This window comes from Alishewanella sp. SMS8 (assembly GCF_030737935.1).
Taxonomy (GTDB): domain Bacteria; phylum Pseudomonadota; class Gammaproteobacteria; order Enterobacterales; family Alteromonadaceae; genus Alishewanella; species Alishewanella maricola.
The window spans coordinates 382,464-406,778 of the sequence record NZ_JAPJEA010000002.1 but is presented as its reverse complement, the minus strand read 5'-3'; the positions used below and the strand labels follow the sequence as shown (position 1 = coordinate 406,778).

22 protein-coding genes and 1 tRNA gene are annotated in these 24,315 nt (G+C 44.1%); 4 read left to right on the top strand and 19 right to left on the bottom strand.

Annotated elements, in window-relative coordinates:
* Positions 1-70: 70 nt before the first annotated feature.
* From ORJ01_RS09415 to pepA, 7 genes are all read right to left on the bottom strand, one after another.
* Positions 71-1,159 carry a DUF3083 family protein gene (locus tag ORJ01_RS09415; RefSeq protein ID WP_306177800.1) on the bottom strand — a complete coding sequence of 363 codons (1,089 nt, stop codon included), beginning with the start codon at positions 1,157-1,159 and terminating at the stop codon, positions 71-73.
* A gap of 440 nt (positions 1,160-1,599) precedes the next feature.
* On the bottom strand, positions 1,600-2,547 hold the full coding sequence (locus tag ORJ01_RS09410; protein ID WP_306177799.1) for a hypothetical protein: 948 nt from the start codon (positions 2,545-2,547) through the stop codon (positions 1,600-1,602).
* Between the two features lie 2 nt (positions 2,548-2,549).
* Positions 2,550-2,891 (bottom strand): PadR family transcriptional regulator, encoded by a 342-nt coding sequence (locus tag ORJ01_RS09405; protein ID WP_226751761.1) that lies wholly within the window; start codon positions 2,889-2,891, stop codon positions 2,550-2,552.
* A 267-nt stretch (positions 2,892-3,158) separates the two neighbouring features.
* Positions 3,159-4,658 carry a Na+/H+ antiporter NhaC family protein gene (locus ORJ01_RS09400; RefSeq protein WP_306177798.1) on the bottom strand — a complete coding sequence of 500 codons (1,500 nt, stop codon included), beginning with the start codon at positions 4,656-4,658 and terminating at the stop codon, positions 3,159-3,161.
* 291 nt (positions 4,659-4,949) lie between these two features.
* Complete coding sequence (locus ORJ01_RS09395; protein WP_306177797.1) at positions 4,950-7,808, bottom strand: valine--tRNA ligase; 2,859 nt, start codon at positions 7,806-7,808, stop codon at positions 4,950-4,952.
* Between the two features lie 17 nt (positions 7,809-7,825).
* On the bottom strand, positions 7,826-8,290 hold the full coding sequence (locus ORJ01_RS09390) for a DNA polymerase III subunit chi (RefSeq protein ID WP_306177796.1): 465 nt from the start codon (positions 8,288-8,290) through the stop codon (positions 7,826-7,828).
* On the bottom strand, positions 8,290-9,798 hold the full coding sequence (gene pepA, locus ORJ01_RS09385) for a leucyl aminopeptidase (RefSeq protein ID WP_226751765.1): 1,509 nt from the start codon (positions 9,796-9,798) through the stop codon (positions 8,290-8,292). The genes ORJ01_RS09390 and pepA overlap by 1 nt, the downstream gene beginning before the upstream one ends.
* Positions 9,799-10,012: 214 nt before the next feature.
* Here pepA and lptF point away from each other — a divergent pair, with 214 nt between their 5' ends.
* Entirely contained in the window at positions 10,013-11,116 is a 1,104-nt protein-coding gene (gene lptF, locus ORJ01_RS09380) for an LPS export ABC transporter permease LptF (RefSeq protein WP_306177795.1), read from the top strand.
* A 1-nt stretch (position 11,117) separates the two neighbouring features.
* On the top strand, positions 11,118-12,185 hold the full coding sequence (gene lptG / locus ORJ01_RS09375) for an LPS export ABC transporter permease LptG (protein WP_306177794.1): 1,068 nt from the start codon (positions 11,118-11,120) through the stop codon (positions 12,183-12,185).
* Here the strand turns inward: lptG and ORJ01_RS09370 are convergent.
* The gene (locus ORJ01_RS09370) at positions 12,182-12,685 is read right to left on the bottom strand and encodes an RDD family protein (RefSeq protein WP_306177793.1); all 504 of its coding nucleotides are present in this window, start codon (positions 12,683-12,685) and stop codon (positions 12,182-12,184) included. The two genes, lptG and ORJ01_RS09370, sit on opposite strands and share 4 nt — an antisense overlap.
* Positions 12,686-13,308: 623 nt before the next feature.
* Between ORJ01_RS09370 and ORJ01_RS09365 the strand changes: the two genes are divergently transcribed.
* Together ORJ01_RS09365 and ORJ01_RS09360 are read left to right on the top strand one after the other, a co-directional pair.
* Positions 13,309-13,395 (top strand) — tRNA-Leu (locus ORJ01_RS09365).
* Between the two features lie 143 nt (positions 13,396-13,538).
* Positions 13,539-14,399, top strand: a complete 861-nt coding sequence (locus ORJ01_RS09360; RefSeq protein ID WP_306177792.1) for a Cfr10I/Bse634I family restriction endonuclease — start codon at positions 13,539-13,541, stop codon at positions 14,397-14,399.
* On the opposite strand, the gene ORJ01_RS09355 is transcribed toward ORJ01_RS09360, so the two are convergent.
* The 11 genes from ORJ01_RS09355 to ORJ01_RS09305 all read right to left on the bottom strand — a co-directional run bounded on the left by ORJ01_RS09355 (position 14,383) and on the right by ORJ01_RS09305 (position 24,238).
* A complete protein-coding gene (locus tag ORJ01_RS09355; RefSeq protein WP_306177791.1) occupies positions 14,383-15,516 on the bottom strand; it encodes a DNA cytosine methyltransferase in 1,134 nt (377 codons plus the stop codon). The two genes, ORJ01_RS09360 and ORJ01_RS09355, sit on opposite strands and share 17 nt — an antisense overlap.
* Before the next feature lie 107 nt (positions 15,517-15,623).
* Complete coding sequence (locus ORJ01_RS09350) at positions 15,624-15,959, bottom strand: hypothetical protein (protein ID WP_306177790.1); 336 nt, start codon at positions 15,957-15,959, stop codon at positions 15,624-15,626.
* Between the two features lie 61 nt (positions 15,960-16,020).
* A complete protein-coding gene (locus ORJ01_RS09345; RefSeq protein WP_306177789.1) occupies positions 16,021-16,293 on the bottom strand; it encodes a helix-turn-helix domain-containing protein in 273 nt (90 codons plus the stop codon).
* Entirely contained in the window at positions 16,290-16,700 is a 411-nt protein-coding gene (locus tag ORJ01_RS09340; protein ID WP_306177788.1) for a DUF2787 family protein, read from the bottom strand. Before ORJ01_RS09340 ends, ORJ01_RS09345 begins: the two co-directional genes overlap by 4 nt.
* Positions 16,701-16,730: 30 nt before the next feature.
* The gene (locus tag ORJ01_RS09335) at positions 16,731-17,174 is read right to left on the bottom strand and encodes a JAB domain-containing protein (protein WP_306177787.1); all 444 of its coding nucleotides are present in this window, start codon (positions 17,172-17,174) and stop codon (positions 16,731-16,733) included.
* A gap of 116 nt (positions 17,175-17,290) precedes the next feature.
* Complete coding sequence (locus ORJ01_RS09330; protein ID WP_306177786.1) at positions 17,291-17,746, bottom strand: DUF6641 family protein; 456 nt, start codon at positions 17,744-17,746, stop codon at positions 17,291-17,293.
* A gap of 39 nt (positions 17,747-17,785) precedes the next feature.
* Entirely contained in the window at positions 17,786-19,810 is a 2,025-nt protein-coding gene (locus ORJ01_RS09325; protein WP_306177785.1) for an AAA family ATPase, read from the bottom strand.
* A gap of 10 nt (positions 19,811-19,820) precedes the next feature.
* Complete coding sequence (locus ORJ01_RS09320; protein WP_306177784.1) at positions 19,821-20,714, bottom strand: tyrosine-type recombinase/integrase; 894 nt, start codon at positions 20,712-20,714, stop codon at positions 19,821-19,823.
* Between the two features lie 154 nt (positions 20,715-20,868).
* Entirely contained in the window at positions 20,869-22,188 is a 1,320-nt protein-coding gene (locus ORJ01_RS09315) for a hypothetical protein (protein ID WP_306177783.1), read from the bottom strand.
* A gap of 1 nt (position 22,189) precedes the next feature.
* The gene (locus tag ORJ01_RS09310; protein ID WP_306177782.1) at positions 22,190-24,028 is read right to left on the bottom strand and encodes a DUF3987 domain-containing protein; all 1,839 of its coding nucleotides are present in this window, start codon (positions 24,026-24,028) and stop codon (positions 22,190-22,192) included.
* A gap of 60 nt (positions 24,029-24,088) precedes the next feature.
* Positions 24,089-24,238: a hypothetical protein gene (locus tag ORJ01_RS09305; protein ID WP_306177781.1), complete on the bottom strand. Its 150-nt coding sequence runs from the start codon at positions 24,236-24,238 to the stop codon at positions 24,089-24,091.
* Positions 24,239-24,315: the final 77 nt, after the last annotated feature.

Genomic DNA, 24,315 nt, shown 5'->3' with positions numbered 1-24,315 from the left:
TTTAATCTGTAGAGAGGTAGGCATTTATCTGCCGTAACTTAGCGGGTGCTGGGTTACGGCTATTGCTAACTTATAGATGATAACTAATATGCTGATGAAAACGCACAGTGAGATCGTCCCGCTCGGGTTGCAGTGCTAAGCTTTTGGCAAAGCGATGTAACGCCGCTTCTACCTGGTTCATAAAGCGGCCATAGCCCATATCGGTTTGATCGGCTGGCGTGGCAAAAATCACCAATTGCATCATTTCAACCAGTTTATCGCCTTGCAAATCGCTGATCAGTTGACCTGCTTGCGCGCTCGGATCAAAACCAATCATCTGCAACTCTGTACCATGGCTGCTTTTATCAAATTGACTATTGCGCACCAAGGGTAACAAACCATTAGCCAGCACGGCTAAATGTTTGAATTGTTCTGGCTGACAGGCGCTGACAAAGCTATCACTGACTTTTTGATACAGCGGCAAGTAGGGTGCATCACTTTGCAAATTCAATGCAACTTGCTCTTTTAAACGCCGGCTTAACGGTAAGTTGACGATGACATAGGTAAGCGCATTATGCGCGGGTAGTTCACATTGCCGTGCTTTATAGCGCGCACCAATTGAGCGTAATTTGTAGCCGTAACTTTCTTTCTGGCCTTTGGCCTTGGCAAACAAATCATAAGTAAGATGCTGATGGTCACGCACTTTTACTTTTGTCTCGGTCATTTTTAACTTAGCCAGCAACTGTTGCAGCACTGTCGTGACTTTTTGGTGGAAGGCTGCAGCGTTGGCCCGTAATGGCTGGTCGGTGGCTAAAAATAATAAAGAAATTTTTCGTGCCCGGATGCTGGCATCAAAAAAGCTATGTTGTGCTTCGTGATAGCTGGGGTTATAGAAAAATAAAATTTGTTCAGTGGTTTGTAATACGTAAGCTTCCTGGTGAAAGCGCACCACCGGGGTTTTACCATTAGCAATCAGGTGTACATTGTGTAGCTGTGCCGCATCCGCGAGTTCAAAAAACTGCTGTGACAATTGCTGATAAAGCTGTTCAAACGGTTTTGCTGGGTTGCTAGCAGGAAAGGCCGCGAGTAGTTCGTCTGTTAACGCAAATTCAGCTAAGAGATATTGGTTATCTCGGGCTTCAGCTGGTAAATAAACTTTGTGTTGCGAGCTTACAGGCATAGGTGTTTCCTCAGGTGTATAAATTAGCGGCAATTTTACCAGAAATACAATGTTAATATAGAAATGTTTAATGTAATTATTTTAGACTTGTTAAGGTTAAATTCAGCTTAATTTAAAGTAGCTATGAAGGCTCCACAATTTACTCGATATCCATCTATCTTGGCCGTATTTTGCCTTGTTTAGCGGTGCGTGTTTCCATTGAGCTTTGCACTAATATCAATATCTGCGAAATGGCTTTGTATTTATGCTTTACAGCACGTTAAAGCTTATGTGATGTGGCAAGCCGCAGATGCGCTTTTCAGCGGTTGAAAGCTCATCTGCATGAAGTGAGCAGGTTTTGCTGCTCCCCTAAACTAGAACCTAAATGGTTTACACCTTTAATTTGGCTAGCGTTCGTTGATCAGCATGATAGGAGCGCACTGTTTTAGTTCAGCATCACTTTAGCTTAACTGACGCCAGCGCCAACTATCACGTAGCACTTCCCATGCCGGAAATAACGCTAGCACAACTAAACTTATCGTTATTGAACGTTCAACTTGCGCCGAGCTAAGCATGCCAAGCAAAGGCTGTTCGGTTATTTGCAAAAAAGGCGACATCATTGCCAAATACAGAATTACCAAGGTAAACAAAGCGTTGATGATAATATTCGCCTGCAATAGCGCTTTCTGCCAAATACGCTGCTTTAATTGCCATAGGCTATTGCAGATACCCGCGAGCAACAAAGGTGTACACCACAGTAGCAATGTTTTTACCTCGTTGCTGAGCAATACGCTAGGGGTTTCTGCTGGCGCCACAACTTGCCACAGTGGGTAAAATATGGCCACCAGTAAAAATAAATAACTCGCCAAATCAGTAAAAATATCTTGTAGTGCAATCGTCTGCCAGCTAAAGCCCGCGCTAGGTAAATTTTCCGGCTGCCAGTTTTGCCAGCAGTGCTGCTCTGGTTCAGGGGTTTGTTTGGAAATGACAAAATAACCTAGGGTAATGGCAGTAAAAGCAAAGCAAGCATCATCAATCCAACCTGCCGCGATACTGAACACTAAGCTAATCAAACCGACATCAGCGTAGGATAACCAGCCAAAAGTGCTCTTGACCACTTGGATCAAAAACAAGATCCCGAGTACTAGCGTTAAGGTATAGCGATAAATGGGCATATAACTGGCGTTAATGAATGGCTGCTCGGGTACAAACTGTCTAGAAACTTGTCGTGGATGGCCCATTTGCTTTAACAGCTGGCTGACATCTGCGTCGCTTAAGGCACCTTGCGCTGCCGTTAACGCATCCAGTTCATCCATAATATTGGCCTGCAACTCTCTCGCAATTTCTTCGCGTTTCGCCGCCGGTAGCTCGCGCTGCACCGCAGCAATATATCGAGTGACTAAGTCCATGACTATTTCTCCTTCTCAGTAACCAATAAGTTAGCCAGTGCGCCATTGAGGTTTTGCCACTCTTGCGTTAGCTGTTGTAACAACGTCGCACCCAAGGCAGACAACTTGTAATAACGTCGCTCACGCCCCTCTGCTTGCTGCCATTCGCTTTCTAGTAGACCTTGCTCAGCTAGCCGCCGGATCAACGGATATAAGGTGCCTTCATCAATGTCGATGCCGCCTTGCTGTAACTGTTGCCGCAGTGAATAGCCATAGTGCGCCTGTTTTAGTGAAGCTAATACTGCCAACACCAGCACGCCACGGCGTAACTCTAGGCGCATTTTATCGCGTTGTGCCAAGGTCATCTGCTTGCTCCTTCTGTTGATGTCGGCGATACTGTACGGCACATACTGTGCGGTACACAGTTAATATGCTAGGTGACGCACAGTAAGATTGCAAGTGATTTTATTTTTATACTTTGCTTAATAAGCGCAGCCATTGCACGACGCTATAATCGGCCATTATTGAGTTTGTGTAAGGGTATTTGCGGGTTTGTTGGCGACTGAAATAGACACAATACAAAACAATAAAGGCGCTTTACGCGCCCTTATGGTTTTTTGCCTGGGCAAAACCTACGCCAGTAAGATAAACCCAAAGAACGCAGCAATGGCCGCCATTAACGCATAAGGGAATTGCGTTAGCGCGTGGCTCATCAAGTTACAGCCTGAGCCTTGTGCGGCCAGTACGGTAGAGTCACTGTAGAAACAGGCTTGGCTACCAAACGAGCTGGCTGAGAGCAGAGCGCCGATCACCAGTGGGATATTCGCCTCGACAGTCATGGCTAATGGCATAACGATGGGGATTGATACCGCGAAGATGCCCCAGCTTGAACCCGTGACAAAAGCTAATACGGCCATCGCGACGAACACTAAGGCAGGGAGCATTTGTGCTGTCATGTAGGGGGCTAAATTCTCAATCACATACAGCGGTAAGCCGAGTTGATCGCAAACATCTTTAAAGGTAAAGGCAGCGATAACGGTACAAATAGCCGGTAGCATGGTTTTAAAACCATGCATCATTAACTCCATCATATCCACAAACGGCATTAAACGCTGCGCCATGTACATCGGAATGGTGATAATAAACGTTAGAATGAGCGCGGGCCAAATTTCCGCTTCAAACCAAATGGTAAAACCAATCAGCATCAACATCGGTAATAAGAAGTTCATCAACTTGCCGTCGTTCTTATCGGCATGATCAAATTCTTCTTCTAACGATGCTACGGCAAAACCCGTTTGTGGTTGGCCGGTAGCCGTGGCGTGATTAGCTTCACTGCTGGCGAGTGCTTTGGCACTGACCACGCTGTCCACAGGGGTATCCACTGCTTGCATCGCGGCTAACTCGGCTTTTTTCATTGGGCCAACTAAGGGCACTATGCCTAAAATAACCAACGGCACTAACAACAGCGCTAACCAGGCATAGATCATGTAAGGAATGGCCGCGATATAGGTTTTAATACCATTCGGATCGCTAGCCGGCGCAATATCGTTGGCAACTAATAAGCCCCCAAAGAAAATAGCCCAGGTTGAGATCGGTACTAACACACACATGGGGGCTGCGGTGGAATCGACCACATAGGCCAGCATTTCGCGTGACACTTTATATTTATCGGTTAACCGTTTCATGGTTTCACCGACAGTCAGGGCATTTAGGTAATCATCAATAAAAATAATTAAACCTAATAGGTAGGTCATGAACAGGGACGGTTTACGGCCTTTAGCATATTGCTGCGCCATGCGGCCAAAGGCAAAGGCCCCACCGGTATGCACCAACAGCGCAATTAACGCACCAAAGCCACCGCAAACTAAAATGAGCCAACCGATGGTTTCATCTTGCATCACGCGAACAGATGTTTCGCCTAAATTAAATAGCGCGTCGAGTGGTGAGCCAATTAATAATAGACCTGACGCAGCACCTAGCACCAGCGCCAAAATGGGGCGCTTTAACCAGATGGCAAAGGCTAGAACAACAAGAGGTGGGATTAAACTTATCGCACTTGGCGCAATGGCGGCCGCTTCGACCGCCGCTGCAACAGGCTCGGCCAAACTCCCTAAGGTATCTTCTGCTGACATATTTTTATTCTCGTATAAAAGTCCGGCTTACCGGCAAAAAAGGTATTGAACCGTTGCAGCAGAATGGACAACTCAACGGAGCGATAGTCACAGTGCGAGCAGTAGCTGTGGCTTGAAAAACTTACCGTAAAAGCTTTCTTACCTGAGCACGCTAATTGTGTTTGTTTAGGATACAAACAAACCTGTGCATGATAACAAAAACTCGCGCTTGTACAATTACCAGCGCTAACAAAAAAATACCCACGGCCAGTTACTGGCCGTGGGTATTGCTTAACATGTTAACTGTGTTGCTTAAATCGCAGCGATCTCTGCTTGTTGCAGCTGTAACTTGGCAACGGCTTGCTCTAGCTCAGCTTGTTTGGCGCGCTCTTTTGCTAAAACCGCCTCTGGTGCTTTGGCAACAAAGCCTTCGTTGTTTAGCTTACCGGCAACACGAGACAGCTCTTGCTCGGTTTTTTCCAGCTGCTTAGCAATTCGGCCTAATTCGGCTTCTTTATCAATTAAACCGGCCATCGGGATCAGCAGATCCATATTGCCAATTAATTGTGCCGCGCTAGCAGGTGCTTTTTGCTCAGGCGCTAACAACTCCAGGCTTTCCAGTTTTGCCATCACTAATAGGAAGTTACGGTTCTGATCAATACGGCGCTGTTCTTCGGTGGAGATGTTACGTAATAAAACCGTTAAGGGCTTATTCGGCGAAATGTTCATTTCACCACGCACGTTACGGATAGCGGTGATCACCGCTTTTAGCCATTCCAGATCGGCTTGTGCTGTTTCATCGACTAAGTCAGCCTGATATTCAGGGTAAGCGGCCAGCATAATGCTGTCGCTTTGAATATTGGCCAACGGTTTAACCGATTGCCAGATGCTTTCGGTGATGAACGGCATGATCGGGTGCATTAAACGCAGTAAACTTTCGAGCACCGTTATCAAGGTGTGGCGCGTACCTCGTTGTTCCGCTTCATTACCCTTAAATAAAATCGGCTTAGTCAGTTCTAAATACCAGTCACAGAACTGATTCCAAGTAAATTCATACAAGGCCGTAGCGGCTAAGTCAAAGCGGTAGGTATCAAAGTAATGCCGCACTTGTTTCACCGTTTGTTGATACTGCGCCAAGATCCATTTGTCGGCCAGCGACAGGGTTTTCTCTGCAGTGCCGAAACCGCAATCTTGCTCTTCGGTATTCATCAACACATAACGGCTGGCGTTCCACAATTTATTGCAGAAGTTACGGTAACCTTCTAAGCGCTTCATATCCCAGTTAATATCACGACCGGTTGAGGCTAACGTGGCTAAGGTAAAGCGCACAGCGTCAGTACCGCTGCTGGGGATGCCTTCTGGGAATTGTTTCGTGGTGCGATCAGCAATTTTCTTCGCTAATTGCGGTTGCATCATATTACTGGTGCGCTTGGCCAATAAATCTTCCAGGCTAATACCGTCAATCATATCTAATGGATCGATAACGTTGCCTTTGGATTTCGACATTTTATCGCCGCTTTCATCGCGGATCAGGCCGGTAACATAGACTGTTTTAAACGGTACTTGCGGTTGGCCTTGTTCATCTTTGATAAAGTGCATAGTCATCATGATCATGCGTGCTACCCAGAAGAAAATAATGTCAAAACCGGTTACCAACACATCGGTCGGATGAAAGGTTTTTAAATCATCGGTTTGCTCTGGCCAGCCAAGCGTAGAGAAGGTCCACAACGCGGAGCTAAACCAGGTATCTAATACATCGTTATCTTGTTGTAGTGCTATGCTGTCAGCCAGTTGATATTTAGCGCGAACTTCGGCTTCGTTACGGCCAACATAGACTTTACCGTCGGCGTCGTACCAAGCGGGAATACGATGGCCCCACCAGAGTTGGCGCGAGATACACCAATCTTGAATATCGCGCATCCAGCTGTAATACATGTTTTCATATTGTTTTGGTACAAACTGAATTTGACCGCTTTCTACCGCTTCTACTGCGGTTTTCGCCAGCGGTGCAGCGCGCACATACCATTGATCGGTCAGCATCGGCTCAATCACCACGCCGCTTCGATCGCCGTAGGGCAGGGTATTGTTATGATCTTCCACCTTTTCCAGCAAGCCCGCGGCATCAAAAGCCGCAACAATGGCTTTACGTGCGGCATAACGTTCTAGCTGCTGAAACTCGGCAGGAATAGGCGCGCTAAGCGCCGGGTTAACTTCACCATTAGTGAAAAAACATTCGCCTTCGCTGCGGATCATGGCATCGAGAGTTAGAATGTTGATCATCGGCAATTGATGACGTTTACCTACTTCATAGTCGTTGAAGTCATGTGCTGGGGTAATTTTGACGCAACCCGTGCCTTTTTCCATATCGGCATGGTCGTCGGCTACAATTGGGATGCGACGATTAACTAAAGGCAACAGGATCTCTTTGCCGATCAGCGCTTGATAACGTGGATCGTCTGGGTTTACTGCAACACCGGTATCGCCCAACATGGTTTCCGGGCGTGTGGTGGCCACCACTAAATAAGTTTTGCCTTCAGCGGTCATGGCGCCGTCGGCTAACGGATAGCGCAAGTGCCACATTTGGCCTTTCTGATCTTTGTTTTCAACTTCTAAATCAGAGATAGCCGTGTGCAGTTTCGGATCCCAGTTCACTAAGCGCTTACCACGGTAGATCAGATCATCTTCGTATAAACGCACAAACACTTCTTGCACGGCATTGGATAAACCGGCATCCATGGTAAAACGTTCACGATCCCAGTCTACCGAGTTGCCTAAACGGCGCATTTGCGAGGTGATGGTGCCACCTGATTCGGCTTTCCACTCCCAGATTTTTTCAATAAATTTGTCACGGCCAAGCTCATGGCGGCCTGGCAAACCTTCTGCGGCTAATTTACGTTCAACCACCATTTGCGTGGCGATACCGGCGTGATCACTGCCCACTTGCCACAAGGCATTTTTACCTTGCATGCGTTGGTAACGTGTTAGCGCATCCATAATGGTTTGCTGGAAGGCATGCCCCATATGCAGGCTACCGGTAACGTTTGGTGGCGGGATCATGATGCAATAGTTATTACCTGCACGGTCATCACCGTTCGGTTTAAAATAGCCTTTGCTTTCCCAGGCCTGATACATGGCCTGTTCTATTTCGCTTGGGTTGAAGGTTTTTTCCATCAGAGATACCTGTAAATTCAGTCGGCTTGCACGGTTTCAGGCGTGATGCCAGCTTGACGATATTGTTTGTAACGTTCCCGGGCTTGCGCTTTTAACGACGCTTCTGCCGGAACAAATTCGATTACACGCGCAAAACGCCGGGTAAATTCCGGCATGTTGTCGGTTAAATTGATTAACACCTGACGACTTTGTCGTGGTGCTTGCCAGCCAATCTCAATGGGTGCGCCACGCGCTGGGCCTTCACCACTGAGGTTATGCGGCACAAAACGTTCCGCATCAAACTGCCAGAGTAATTCGTCTAGCTGTTCGGCCATGTGTTGGTCGGCAGTATATACAAAAACGCGTTGATTGGCGCGGTACAAATCTGCACAAAGCTGACAAGCAAAAGCAAAATGAGCTGGCGCAGGCGACAGCTCATTTGAGATTGCGGTGTGTTCAGCTGAGCCATCAGGCTCAGCCAGCACATAAAACGTAACAGTCATTAATGATCCTGATTGTTGCCCGTACGGTTAATCAGGAACTGCGTTAATAACGCGACCGGACGACCGGTAGAGCCTTTATCTTTACCGCCACTACGCCAAGCAGTTCCGGCAATATCAAGGTGTGCCCAGTTATATTTGCGTGTAAAGCGTGACAGGAAGCAGGCTGCGGTAATTGTACCGGCTGCACGCCCCCCTAAGTTGCTGAAGTCGGCAAAAGGGCTTTCCAGTTGATCTTGATATTCATCCCACAGCGGTAAACGCCAAGCACGGTCACCGCTTTGCTCTGAAGCATTGAGGATTTCATGGGCAAGCGGGTTGTGGTTACTCAGTAAGCCAGAAGCGTGTTTGCCCAGTGCAATCACACAAGCACCGGTTAAGGTGGCCACATCAATCACCAGCTCAGGATCGAAGCGTTCAACGTAAGTGAGTGCATCACACAATACTAAACGGCCTTCGGCGTCGGTATTTAATACTTCAACCGTTTGCCCAGACATCGTAGTAAGAATATCACCCGGCCGATAAGCATTGGCATCCGGCATGTTTTCAGCGGCGGCTAGCACCGCCACGATATTAATCGGCAATTGTAAGTTGATCACGGCGTGCATGGTACCAAACACAGAGGCGGCGCCGCACATATCAAACTTCATTTCGTCCATGCCATCGCCCGGTTTTAAGCTAATACCACCCGAGTCGAAGGTTAAACCTTTACCAATTAATACCACAGGCGCGCTGTCGTTACCGGCACCATTGTATTTAATTACCGACATACGTGGCTGGTTAACCGAACCGCGGCCAACCGCTAAGTAAGAGTTCATCCCAAGGGCGCTCATTTCCTCTACACCCAGTACTTCAACACTGACTTTGTCAGACAGGCTTTGTAAGGCAGAAGCCTGTTCCGCAAGGTACACCGGTGTGCAGATATTCGGAGGCATGTTGCCCACGTCTTTACATTGTTTGATACCGGCAGCAATGGCTAAACCATGGTCTACCGCACGTTCACCAATGGTCAGATCGCGACGGGTGGGTACGTTAAACACAATTTTACGCAGCGGGCGGCGTGTTTCATCTTTTTTGCTTTTTAAACGATCAAACACATAGAGGCAATCTTGTGTGGTTTCAACGGCATGACGCACTTTCCAGTAGGTATCACGGCCTTTCACATGCAATTCAGATAAAAAGCAGACGGCTTCCATTGAACCGGTTTCGTTCAAGGTGCTAATGGTTTTGGCGATAATTTGCCGGTACTGGCGCTCGTCTAGCTCACGCTCTTTACCACAGCCCACTAATAGCACTCGCTCGCTTAGTACATTCGGAACATGGTGCAGTAACAGCATCTGCCCTGGTTTGCCTTCTAAATCACCACGGCGAAGCAAATTGCTGATATAGCCTTCGCTGATTTTATCTAATTGCTCTGCTACTGCAGAGAGGCGACGCGGTTCATAGACACCAACAACGATGCAAGCACTACGTTGTTTTTCGGGACTTCCGCTTTTTACGCTGAACTCCATGTTTACTCCTGATTCTAAGAGACTATGCTACTATAAGTCGCTAATTAAAGTACTGCGGGCAGTAGCAGACTACAAAGTGATAATGAATTTTACCGAGAATAAATAAAAAAGCTCGGATTTTAAGCCGCTTTGCCCGATAATAATTGCTATAAATACCAAGTTTACTGAAAAATGACCAGCTTTCCAGTGAAAAGACAGGTTTTTAGGGGGCATTTTGATTATTTTTCGTTATCTGATTGGTGAAGTTTTTCGCTCTCAGTTAGCTGTCTTTCTAATTTTGACCACCATCATCATTAGCCAACGTTTTGTGAAGATTTTGGCTGATGCCTCTGAGGGTGAAATACCGGGCCAATTGGTCATGAGTATTGTTGCGCTGAAATTGCCGCAATTAGCGGTGATTATTTTGCCGTTGAGTGCCTTTTTAGGCATTTTAGTCGCTTATGGCCGCATTTATGCCGATAGTGAAATGACGGTGTTGCATGCTACCGGCGTCAGTGAATGGTATATCACTCGTCTCACTTTATTGTTATCGCTCGTGATGGCGCTGTTAGCCGGTGCGGTAACGCTGTATCTGAGCCCATGGGCTACAGAGCAAGAATATACCTTACTGGAACGTGCTGAATCGGATGCGGGGCTTTTTTCGTTGGTGCCGGGGCGTTTTCAGCATACCTCAAATGAAAAAGCCGTGATTTTTGTGCAAGATGTCAGTCGTTCGGGTAATGCGCTATCTAAGGTGTTTGTGGCGCAAAGCAGTGATAATCCAGCAAACCCTGGCCATGCCATTGTTTATGCACAAAGCGGTGCAGTAAAAGAAGATCCGCAAACCGGCGCGCAGATGTTGCAGTTGCAACAAGGCCGCCGCTATGCCGGTGATAGCCAAACTGCGGCATACGAGATCACCGAGTTTGGCAGTTACCTGATGCAAATTCGTGAACAAGAAGTAGAACAGCGCCGCCGTAAATTAGGCAGTCTTAGCACCCCAGCGTTATTACAAGAAAATAACGCAGAAGCGGCTGCCGAATGGCATTGGCGCATTGCTATCCCATTGTCTATTCCGATCCTTACGCTCATTGCTGTGCCCTTAGCACGAGTTAATCCACGCCAAGGCAAGTTTGGCCGTTTACTGCCAGCCTTATTACTTTATTTAGGCTATTACGCCTTGATGATTATTGCGCGCTCGGCAATTGAAGATGGCAAGATACCCGCAGATTGGGGTATGTGGTGGTTACATCTTCTTGGGCTGACGGTGGGTACCGTGTTAATTTTGCGCAACCGCTCCAGTGCTCAGCGGGTTCGAGCATGGCTAGCAGGACGTTAAGATGCTGAAAATTCTCGATCTTTATATTGGCCGCACTATTTTAATGACCAGTGTGTTAACACTAACAGTGTTAATTGGTTTGTCCTCCATGTTTCGTTTTATCGATCAAATGCGCTCTATTGGTCGCGGTTACTACGATATGGTGCATGCCGCCTTGTTTACCTTGTACAGCGTACCGGGTGATGTGGTGATTTTCTTTCCAATGGCAGCACTGATTGGCGGGTTAATTGGCCTAGGTATGTTGGCCAGTAACAGCGAATTAGTGGTGATGCAGGCGGCGGGTTTATCGCGTTTAAATATTATCAGTTCGGTGATGAAGTCAGCGGTATTGATGGTGTTAGTGATGATGGCTATTGCAGAATGGGGCGCGCCGGTTAGTGATCGTGCGGCACGAGAGCTGCGCATAAAAGCGATTTCTGACGGTAACTTATTTGCTGCCCGCCAAGGCGTTTGGGCGAAAGATGGCGATAGTTTCGTTAATATCAAAGAAGTCGATGATGTGGGTAACTTGCAAGAAATAACCATTTACCAATTTGACGAAAACCTGGCTTTGCAGCAAAAAGTCACGGCAATCAGTGCGGTATACATCGAGGATGCTTGGCGTTTACAGCAGGTTACCGCGTTAAATTTTACGCCTGAGCAAATTATTCGCGTTGAAGCAGAAAGCCAACGTTGGCGTTCCACCCTTACCCCTGAAAAACTTGGCGTGGTAACGGTTAAGCCTGAAATGCTATCGCTGCAAGGTTTAATAGAGTACGTCGATTATTTGCAGCAAAATGGCCAAGACGCCAGCCGTTACCAATTAGCCTATTGGCGTAAGGTACTGCAGCCGGTTACGGTGGGGGCCATGTTGTTATTGGCGTTATCGTTTATCTTTGGTCCGCTACGTAGCGTTACCATGGCCGCGCGGGTGTTATTAGGGATCTTAACGGGCTTTGGCTTTTACATGAGTAATGAAGTGTTCGGGCCTTTAGCGCTCGTCTATCAACTACCGCCCTTAGCCGGTGCAGCGATACCCAGTTTATTGTTTATCGGGATCTCGCTGTACTTTATGCGCCAAAAAATTTAACGCGCTGTGTCGTGAAGATTCAGCGCTTTGCTTTGCTCTTTGGTTAATACGATCATTTGTGTGCCCGTAAACTGATCTTGTAAAGCCAAACCTTTACCCCAACGCAACCATAACCATATATTTCCTAAGCCGCCTAGCGATAACAAGGCACGACTTAACGCTTGTAGCAGCGATAAAGGTTCGCCAGCATCTGTTACCAATAACATGCGCCACGCGCGCATGCCTAAGGTTTGCCCCGCTTTAGACCAAAAGTACATATAAAAGCCTAATATGATGGCAACAAAATAGCCAAGGTATACCCAGCGACGCCAACTGCTATTTAAATAATCTGCAATGTCAGCATAGCCTTCAATCGACACAACGGCACCCCATACCAGCAGTTGCACCAACAACATGGCGACCCCTGCTGCCAGCATCACCAACGCGCACAAGATTAAAACATCATAAATAATCGCAGAGAGACGACGGGCAAAGCCCGCTCTTGGCGCATTAGCGTACATATAAGGTTTCCTTTTAAGCTGAAGTTGCAAGTTTAGCATGACACTGAAAGCAAGCTAAAGACGCGCGTTTATTTAGTCGGTCGCTTTTTATCGAGTGTGCACAGATGAACGGCTTTTTACCGAGCCTTGCGCTGACAAGATCGCATCAGCCGCCAGTGGCACTCATAGTGTATGTTGGCGTGCAATCTTTAGGATGCTTAGCCACTCGGTTAAAATCTTGCTGTAAAAATAAGCAAATGCATCAGGCTTATACAATAAACCGCATAAAGCACTTGCACAGTCAGCCGCGCATCGTATAATGCGAGAACTTTAATTTAAAGCGTTGTACAAGTTAGTTAACTTTACAGTAAGGCTTTTAAATAAGGTCTTTCAACTTTTGAAACGTCTACAGTTCAAAAGTTTTGAAAACAGTTGCCAAGCTGCATACTGTTTGCAAGTCCTCTCAATGCCTGGGTGGCGAAATCGGTAGACGCAGCGGATTCAAAATGCAATGCGTCTTCGAATGTGGTAGACATAACTTGTTGAATAGTCTACGATTCAACTGTTATTAAAAGCTCCAAAGCCTTGCAAAGTTTTGCAAAGGTCTGTAACTAGACTAGTTACAGGAAAAAAGACCTCTCAATGCCTGGGTGGCGAAATTGGTAGACGCAGTGGATTCAAAATCCACCGTTGGCGACAACGTGCCGGTTCGAGTCCGGCCCTAGGCACCAATCTCTAAACGATAAATCTTCAGATTAGATTTCAAGTTCGTATTTCGTTCAACTAATTCTCTTTTAATCAAAATTCTATTTCATAACTATAAAATTTGTGGTTTATTAACACTTTAAGGAATGAAAACAACGGATTTTTAGTGATGGAAAATGTTTTTGGTAGTCTTCAAGGTGTTTTTACTCGGAATTCTTCAGGAAAAGTTTCTATAAAGAAAGAAGCTACTTTTGTAGCATTCTTGGAAAATATTTTGCAGAATCCAAATCTAGATATTAGTAAGAAGTTCAAATTAATAGACTCAATTCTTCTAAAGCAACAATCTGAGATGGAAAAAAGTGCCTTGAGTAATAGTCATGGGGATTGGTACGAATGGATAATCGCTGCCTCAGCTTGGAACTACAGAATTGATAACAATAAGAAATATTTGTTAGCTCTTTTACCCAATAAAAGACAGTTTGATGTTTCGACGTTGTATAAAAACAACTTATCTTTGTATATTGATGACCTAAGATTAAAGGTTCAGGCATCAGATGTTGAACTCATTAGTTCAAATCCAGATTTTGCAATTTTAAGTACTCAAGCACTCGAATTACCTGACTTTTTCAATAAGCGAATAAGTTCTATCGATACTGAAGTTATTTCAATGTTGAATTCAGCTTATACCTACTTTATTGAAAAGTGTAAGTTAGATGACATTCATGGCTACCTATCAGTGAAATCAAGTTTGAGACCTGATAGACGTTTACAAATAGCACATGAAGGTTCTCTAATGAAAGCATTGTACGTGCATTTACAAACTAGAGATTGGATCATAGAACCAAAAGGATTAAAGTATTATGCAGCATCTACAAAAGTTTCAAGTGCAGATATTAGTGGACTAAAGACTGTTGCAACTCACTCGATAACTAATGTATCGAGTAAGCCACAAAGAGCAGTTGATGATGTTTTTGTTATAAACAATGTCTCTGACAGCTATAAAGCGTTTGAGGTTATTTTGTCAGATTAGTGTTCATTTTAAGATAGTCTTTTATCATTTTAGCTACTCCCGAGCTTAGTAAAAATGGAACACCGTTTCCAATTGTTTTAAACATATTACTAAGAGACATTTCAGAGGGTAATTGAAATTCTTTTGGTAAAGACTGTATAGCTAATGCTTCAGCAGCTGATATTCTTCTGCTGAAGTATGGGTGAATATGAACTTCATTATTCCCATATGCAGCAGTTGGGGAGTATCTCCATCTATGTAGACGTTTGAATGATTTTTTAGTAACGTCACCCTCATTAATTGTTTGAAATCTAACTAGCGCTGCTCTTGGAGTGAAGAAGTCCTTAGAGTTAGGGTGAGAGTCAACTTCGTTCTTTTCAAACCAATGCTGAATTGTAAGCTCTTTTAGCGTTTTGACCTCTGATGGAATTTCAGTTGTACTATTTTCTTGATATGCGTCTTGCGAAGGCCATGCAGTGTCTTCTAATAATTGTTTTTTATCGAAAATAATATACTTGGGCCAGTTCAAGTCGTTTAATAGACATCCGTTACTCTGAGACTGAGTAAGGCCTTTTTTTATCCCAAAAAGTATTATTCTATCTCTATCTTGGGGTACGCCAAATTCAATTGAGTTTGTGAGTCTGTCGGCTAAAATATAGCCCGCATCTGTAAGCTTTGACTTCATTGCTTCATAGAATTCTCTGTGCCTCTTTGTACGCCATAAACCTTTCACATTTTCAAATATAAAAAAATCAGGTAAGAACTTGATGATCCCTTCAACATATACCTTTGTTAGTTTACCGTTGTCACCTTCACTACCTTTGTTCTTCCCTCCTACAGAAAAATCAGGACATGGTGGTCCCCCTATAAAGCCTAATAGGCTTCCACTTTTTTTGGCATCTGAAACTTTATCTTGAAGCTCAAAAGCTGCATTGCCATGAACTAGTTCTTCAATGCTTCTGTCATCAAAACCATATTTTGGTTTCTTTATATTGAGTTTTTCTCTACTGTATTTATACGCAGATAAAAATGGCTTGTGATATTCATTTACATATTGAACATCAAAACCATTCATTTCGAATCCAAGATCTAAAAAGCCAGAACCAGAGAAAAAAGAGAATAGAATTGGTTTTTTCATTGTTAACTCTTAATATTGTTATTTTTAATATGAAATCGTGTGAAGATTTTACTGTTAGCAGATCTTGTGTAATAGCTTTGCATTTTCATGCAAGCTGCTTAGTATTTTTAATTTATTTCATTTTTAAAAGTTTGGTTCAAATTTAAAATAAGTTCTTGATATTCATTAGTGTCGAATAAATTTTTACTTTCATCTGATAAACCAATTTCTGGGTAGTCATCTTCACCGAAATTCTCAGCTGTTGTGATCGTATAGCGTTTGCTATCAGATTCTCGATCGTCTGGATTTTCGAAATCAACCCATAACACAAAATACTGACCATTCTTCATGAACCAGAAACTTGGACAAACATCGTTGTGGTAACTTTTGTCATGAAGCTGTGGGAAATCGCCTAAGTTAAACCCAAGATTGAAGTTAGCACCAAACGCTTTTTTATACAGCATAAAAACCTCAGTTAGTCAGTTGTCAGGGCAGCTTACGATTTTCACTGCCCTTAATTCATATTTACGACTGCTGTTTAAACGAAACTTGCACAGACAAAAATGACTTCATCGGTGATACATCAAGCCAGTTACACATATCAATGAATTCCAACAAGTCCAACCCTCGTTGAGCCTGCTCAATCTTGCCAAAATAGCTATGCGGTCTGCCACTTTTCGCTGCCATATCGCGCATAGTATACCCTTTTGCCATTCGCTGTTCACGTACCCACTGACCTAAAGCTAATCTGCGTTGATCATCGTTGTTAATCTTTTTGCGCTTTTCAATCTTGCTCATGATGTCACCTCAATATTAAACACGCCCATTTCAAGCCAGTAGGTTAAAAAGTTATCTTCCCATATCGGGTAGATTTCTCTGGCGACTTCGATAGGGTAGTAGCCCGTTGTGTCCTGAAACGTGCCAGCGATAAATTCAAAGTCGAGCGCTTTAACAAGTTCTGCATAATCCCCGATACCTGCATAACAAAAGTCTGTGATGTAACAAAGGTCATATCTGCCACTTCTGCCTGTGATCATGATTTCAACCGGATGGTAGCCGCCATGTTCAGCGCTGTATTTCGGATCACGAAAGTTAACGGTAACAAATTCTGCCATCGGCTCTTTCACTGGTTTTATTACGTCGATAAGTGCATCGATCAATCGCTTTGACACAGGCAAAGCAAGCCCCTCGTACTGAATACGCATAGGTGTTTTCCTCTATGTTATTAAGATGTGCTAAAAAATGTATGGGTGTGTTTGCATCAAGCTTGTGAAGCTATCAAGGCCGATGATGAGATGGTCGAGCACTTTGATATCCAGCACTTCAGCTGCTTTGATAATGGTCTGCGTGAATGCAATGTCAGCGGTACTTGGCTTTGGATCGCCTGATGGATGGTTATGTATGAGTAACACATTAGGTAAATTTAGTATGACCGCAGTGCGCAGTATTTCAGCTGGTCTCACTTTTACCGCATTAACCGAACCTGTAGCGACCACTTCAAAGCAATTTACAACATGTTGTTGAGTTAGATTGACTACGATGAACTGCTCTTTTGACTCAAACTTTAAATAATCAAAGAGGCTTGCAACAGATTCAGGCGAATCAATTTTGTAGCCTGTAATGTTGCATTCCACTTCTTTAAAACGGTACTTCACATCGATTTCGCGTAACGTTGGCATAGCACCTCCAAAACCGTTGAAACCTGTTAGTTGTTAAGTGCAGTGATAAACACATGCACTGTCAAAACCCCTGAAACTGCCAGAGCGCAGCAACACTCTGGCAATCATGTTCATGGTTAAGCCGTCTTTTTCGGCTCTTTAGGTTTTGAGGGTTTCTCCGGTTTTGATTGGATGATTTGCTGATCTAATTCACCCGCTTCTACCGCTTTGATAATGGCGTTAATCACAACAGGCAATTGTGTTTTGTCACCGACATCAATTGCGGTTTTACCTTTATCTATCTCCATCGCTTTAAAGCCGACACGAATTTCAAAGAAGTAATGTTCTTTATCATCAAAGTACCAAGGCCGAACGGCTTTGCGTTTGCGTACTACTTTTTTCTCACCTGTTTCTGGATCAGTTACCTTCTTGTCGCGATAAGCTTCAAACGGTTGACCGTCTAACATGGCCTGTGCAATGGCTAACTGCTCATCGAGCTTTTCAATAAGGCGTAAGCGTTTGCCGATGATGGGTGGTTTAGGCTCAATTTTTGGGCGAGCGATAACCTTGAGAGAACTCAATATGCTTGTCATAGGTATTTCCTTTGTTAGTCGCTGGCGCTTGTTACTAAATTAGTGAACAAAGCCAATCGAAAGGTTGGGTTGTTTACGTTTGTTCTCGTCGAGCAGCATATGAAGCGCTGACTGACGATGGTCTTGCTTGGGTTGAAACTTCATGCGTCTTGCGATGATTGCAAAATCGCCTGGGGTTAAGTACTTGAGTGTGCTGAGCTGCTGTTGTTCGTCTGCTGATAGCTTAGAAGCGCTTAGGACGCGACGGAACAGCATCAACACTTGCTCTGTATGCAAATAGTCACATTCAAGCTTAAAATCGAATCTACGCAGTACGGCTTTGTCTAACAGTGTTTCGAAATTAGTTGCAGCGAACAGGGGCTGTGTAAAGCACTCCATTTGCGTCAGAATTTCGTTAACGAGCTGCACTTCATGATGCGCTTTTAAACGTTCGCGATTGACCAGTAAACTGTCAACCTCATCGAGTAACAGTACTTGTTTGTTCTGATGTGCCTCAAAAAACAGATTACGTACATTTTGCTCACTGTCACCGACATACTTGCTTAAAATGTCAGAGCATTTAACGCGCTTCATTTTCAGACCTTGTTCTTTTGTCATGTGATGCGCGTAGGCTGTTTTGCCAGTACCAGGCGGACCACATAACAACACGCGAACAGGTTGTTTCGCTTTTAGTGCATAGGCAATGTCATTAATCACCTGCTTGGGTTGTTTGATGTTAAGTAAGCTCACATCGAACGGCATTTCTTGCTGGTAATCCATAGGTTTTTGCCACAAACCACATGCATCTAAAGTATGTTCAATCACCTCTAGCACGGTACTTTCTGCTTTGCGTCGTTTATCACCTATGGTGCGTGACACATAAGCGGCGTTACCAATAACAGCAGGCGTGATGTGTTTTATTGCAGCAATTTTATCAATGGTATCGTCACTGATATTCAAACCCGTTACCGCATTCGTCGTCAGTTCACGCAGCTTTGTTTCATCAGGTGAGGTGACTTCGAGTACCAGCTTAAAACGCCTGATATAACTGTCTTCTAAACAGCCGATGTAATTCGTTATCCATATTGCTGGCACCGTATTTTGCTCTAGCGTTTGATGCAGCATATCTTTGCTGTAGGCTTTATCAGCGTTGTAGAAAATACTTTCACACTCATCTATCAGCAGTATGTTTTCACTACTGCCACGAAGCAGTGTCTGCACAGTCGTTAAGTACTGTAAGCGCTGACTACTGACGTATTTGGTATTGTGCGGATTATGCAATTTGCCGTCTTTTACAACCTGACTGCCTACTTCATAAAGTTTACGGTCAATATGTGCAGCAAGGGCGCGAGCAAGTTCGGTTTTACCTGTGCCTGCATAGCCATAGAGCAAGATGTTCACGCCAACATGTTTTGCTTGTGCGGCATTCTGTAGATACCGCAGCAGTAAGTCAGTATTCACATACTCAAAGTTGTCGATGTCGAATTGTGCAGCAGGACTCTCAACTAAAAAGCGAGATAGTACTTGTTCACATGACGTTACCACCTCTTTAGTCAGTAGGTGCTGGATCGGCTGTGAGATTTCAATCCACTGCAACAGCGTTAGCGAATTGTCGGTGGCAAAGATCCCACGATTCATCAACGTTTCGACCGCTTCCGTGATTTCATGCCGTGCTAAATCACTTATTTCCTCGAAAAACTGCATGAAGTCGTGTGCCTCATCCGGTAGTTCAAGGTTATCAAGTAAGAACTTCGCATGTGGGTTGACGTTCATCACCAGAATAAACTCAAGCAACACCGCAAACTTGGTATTTACTTCGAACAGCTCACACAGTTTTACGAGGTTCTGCCGTACTTGCGCGGTCTTTTTTACTGATGGGTCTGGTATGCGTAAGTACTCGGCAAGTTCATAGTTCGAGTAACTTTCAGAATATGAAATGCCTGTACCAATAACGCGACTGACCATCGGTACTGATAGCTCAATCATATAGAGTGCATCAGGTATTTCGGTGAGTAAGCGATAACACATCTCGCCAGCCATATGATTTAGGTGACGTGATGGTGATTTATGTTTAGCTTTTGCCATTCTCGATACCTTACTCATAACGCAGTGCCGCTGCGGCTTGCTGCATAAACTGCACATCGCGTTTATCGTAGATAGTGGTTGTGGTAATAGCCGCATGGCCTGCCATCTGACGCACGGTATTAAGGTCAACATTTTGCTCAAGCAAGCGCGTAATAAAGGTTCGTCGAAGGTCATGCGGTGACGCATTTTCAACGCCTATTCGTTTTAACTTGCTCTTTATGAGCCTGAATACAAGTGACACACTGATAGCGCAATCAGGACTGACTTTGCCACCCACTTGCACCGGACAGAACAAGAAACCTGCTTGTTTTGAACGAAGCGCCAGCCAGTTTTGTAGATGTTGCTGGCACCATTCAGGCAAAAACACAGTACGCGACTTATTGCCTTTACCATGGCGAACCAGCAGCGTTTGCTTGCTAAGGTCGAGGTCTTTTATATCAAGCGCTACCAGCTCAGAGCGTCTAAGGCCAGTACCTAGCAGCACTGCGAATAGGGCAACATTGCGAATACCTGTTGCTGATGTTGAACGAGTTAGCATCTCAAATAACGATTTAACCTGCTGTTTAGTGAGCGCTGTGCCCTGAAACTCAGGGTATTTCAGCTGGCTAATGGTATTTAGCTGCTCAAGTTGTTCAGCATCAGCTTGTTTCATCATAACCGCGATTTTAACAATGCTTTTAAGCGCCACTTGGGCACGGTTAATAGAGCGAGGTGCCCAGCCCTCATGCTGTAACAGCGTGCGGATTTGCAGCATTTCCTGATAGTTGACGCGATTAAAACGTGTCACATCGTCAAGCGGCCAGCCCATGATACGAGCAATACTGCGCAGTTGTGAGGCAATAGATACCCTGCTTGTTGCCGACAGTTTGCTTAGGTAAAGCTCGTACGGCGAAGCTGTACTCATAGAGTACCTCCGATAGTTAAGTAATGATTTTTGTGGGGGTTGAAACGAGAGAGAAATGTGATGTAAGAGGCTGAATTATAGCATAAAACCGCTTAAAATTCAGCCTCTATTTTTGACACGCATAATCTAGCAGTAATCAAACCTTGGCAATTTTTCAACCACGACTGAATGCAGTTATGTTGAAAATCAGTTTTTTAATAGCATCCTTTTGTTTGGCATTAAACCAAGTCAGGTTAATGTGCATCTTGTACTTCTCAATCATCTTAAACATAAACTTTAGCTGCTTCTTTCGCATGGCTTTATTGTTAGCAGAGAACCCTTTTCGCAAGTTAGGTTTAAACTCTATGCTGTTACTATCCAAATCTTTCGAATAGTTGCGTAAGGTTTTGATAGCGCCTAGCTCCAGAAAATGTTCAGTCAGCTGAGGATACTCCAGGTAAAGTAGAGGTGAATATACTGCTTTAGCACGAAACATAGATGACAAAGTTTCCAGCTCTGGCAGTTTAATTTTTTTACCATTATTACCCTGTGGTATTGAAACAACCTCTAAGCGAACTAACTCAAATGGGTTTAAGTCAGGGCCTGAAAGCGTTACAACATGATGCTGGCGTTTCCCTAGTTGTTTAGCAATTTTGTTATAAATCACAGTACGGGACTTACTTTTACTGCCAACATAGAACGTCTGACCAAGTCCATCTTCAGGTTCTTTTGGTACGGCGTTATACCTTTGAACATTACTAGTTGCTAAAGGGATCATCGCTGCTGGAATACCAACAAAGTCTAAAGCCAGATCAATGCGAGTTACTGTAGCTGCTGTAAGTGTCTTTAGCAGGTTTTTAAATATCCCAGTCTGCTCAAGCGCTCTGAAAATGTCCTGAATCTGCTCATTTGAGAAACGAGCAGGGTTAAACGAAAATCGTAGTGCTTTCTGCTTTTTACCTTTACGCTTCCATGTACCAAATGAAAAATATAGCGCCTCGCTCTTGGTTGCATCAGGCTCAAGAAGACGAATTCGGTATGTGTTCCGATAATAATTCCGAATTTTTTTCTCTTCCAAGAACTGATTATGGTTGCCTAGGTCTTTCACTGCTACCAAGTTATAGTCACTAAACTCACCATGCTCAAAAAACTGTGTAATCGCTGCTACCTCTGATTTTGTTGCTGATGCGGTAAAATTAATGGAGTCAATCGTGGGTAAAAGCCCCCACTTTTCTGGATCTGATAATTGGCTACGTAAAAGCATGTCATAGGCAACCAAGAATTCTAATGACGTTTCTGGCACTTGAGGCTTTGCGCTGTATGATTTAGCCAGTGCATTTAATTCAAACTCTGAAATAGTACGACGGTTAATGATTGTCTGATAATCTTCTAGCGCAACACACTTGTTCATTAGGTGCCGAAAGGCACCTAATGAAGCTTGCAGTTGCTTAAAGCTATCAACATTAATGGATTTTGCTTTGAACTGCTTAGCCATGTTAAACCTCCAACAAATCCTGGTTAATTTTCCAGTACACAGTTGGACGGCCACCTTTGCTGCTATCTGCTTTAGACGCATAAGTCAGCTGGTATTCCCCAAGGATCTCAAGTAATTCCTCTACGAAGGGAGCTTTCTTAAAGCCGCTCCATTCGTTTTTAGCGATCATACTTGCAGTAAACTTCTCTGATGACAGCTTTGAGTATTTGATACGTTTGAGAAGGTCTAACGCCTGTTTCTCTTTCGTCAACTCTGTGAAGCCGAATGCAAACTTAAAGTGCTCAAGATTTATCGCTGCATATGCTGTAGCAAGTTGTATATCCTCCTCGATTATTTCCAAGTTTTTAAAGCTCTTGTGACGAATAAAAGCGTTCGCGGCTGAGATTGAAAGAACAAAGGATGTACGTTTGCCGAATACCCCCTGAAGTATGGGATTTGTCTTCTTGTCGCTGCATAGTACATCAAACTGTTTTTTAAGTTGATCCAATAGGTTTTGCGCATCTTTCGTAGGTTTTATTTCACGGCATTCCCCTGAGTGAGATAATAAACTGACTGAAAATTTTTTCCATTTTGAGTAATGCTCATTGATCTGCGCTGAATCTAATGTAACTTCATCTAAAGAACGGTTGTTTTCATATGCAATGATAGGAAAACGTTGAATTAATCCGTCATTGACTGCAATAACAATCTTAGACACAACCTCAGGTTGAACTGCGCCAAGAATGCTGAGTTTTTTACAGCTAGTGTTGAACTCCTCAAAGGAATTTTCATGGTTTTCGAGGCTGTCACCATCCATCAAGTTTATATATAACTGCTTTTTGGTTTCGCCAGCTTTTTGCGTTAACTTCAGAAGATCACCAGCCTCTTCATGTATCATAAGAATAGGATCATCTGTTTTTGATACCTTTCTGATCAGCGCGGCTTCAGTACATTTACTAATGATGAAGTTTTTTAATTGTTTAATTTCCTGTGCTTGAGTCATTAGAAGTTTTGCTTGGTTTTCTAACTCATGTGCTTTCTTCGGGTCTGAATGCTTTACTTTCAGGGCTTCACTCAGTAATTGTCTTGCATGCTTACGCTGAATCCTTTCTTTTTCCAAATCAAACAACGTTTTCTCTGAATGAACCCGTTTCGTTTGGCTAATTGCCTCACGTACACCTAAAACTACTTTCTTTACGGCCGGTGACTTGTTCGAACTTGGCTCTCCGATGATCAAACCCGAGATATTGATCTCGACAGTGTAGATAGCTCCGTACAAATTTGTAGCCTGAACAAAAATGTACCGCGAGAGCAGATTACAAAGAACCACATATAGAGAAGCAATTGCAAAGCTTAGTTTTGTGCCAGCTAATGCAGTTATAGCTTGTCCCATGTGGAATAGCGCCACTGGGATGCAATCTTGAGAGATACGAGCAGGCAATGAGTTGCTCACGTCTTTTAAAGCATCTAAGTTTGCTTGTGCGATGTCTTCATCTGTCAAATGTGAAACCTCATCAAGATTTGGTAATGGGATTGCGCTAAACCCATCTTCGTTCTGAGGCACGTGTTTGGTTGACGACTGCTGACGTTCTGTTGAGTTAACAGAATTCGAACGAGTCGCCTGTGTTTTTTTGCATTTTTTTGACGGCATTGCAGAAATATTTTTTGCAGCACCCTCTAAATCTAGACTCAGAAACATCGGTTCACTAGGTTTCCCTTTAGTCTCAACCTGTTTCGATTTACCTGAAAATGTTTGCTTTAAGCTGTCAGTAGAAGACTGATTAATTACGCGACTTTTCGCGCGATTTTTAATATCCATCATCTTTTGTCGTTTACTGCTGGTGTTTTTACGAGTTTTCATGCTGTGTTACTCCAAATTCGATTTAGGCTTTACAGAGCGGCTAGGTTGTTACCGCTTCTGTTAATCTCGTGCTATCGCTGTCGTTTGTTTCAGAGACTGAGTTTTCGCCTTAGTGGAAACATTTGCTGTTGTACTGCCTTTTTGAACAAATTTAGATTTGCCATGTGGTGGCACACCGATTGTCTTACGGAAGATTTCGCTTTTAGCCATTTTTATACCCTTATGATTAAAGTTAATGTCAGCTGCACGACCCAAATCCATCTGAATTGAAGTCGCTTTATTGCGGC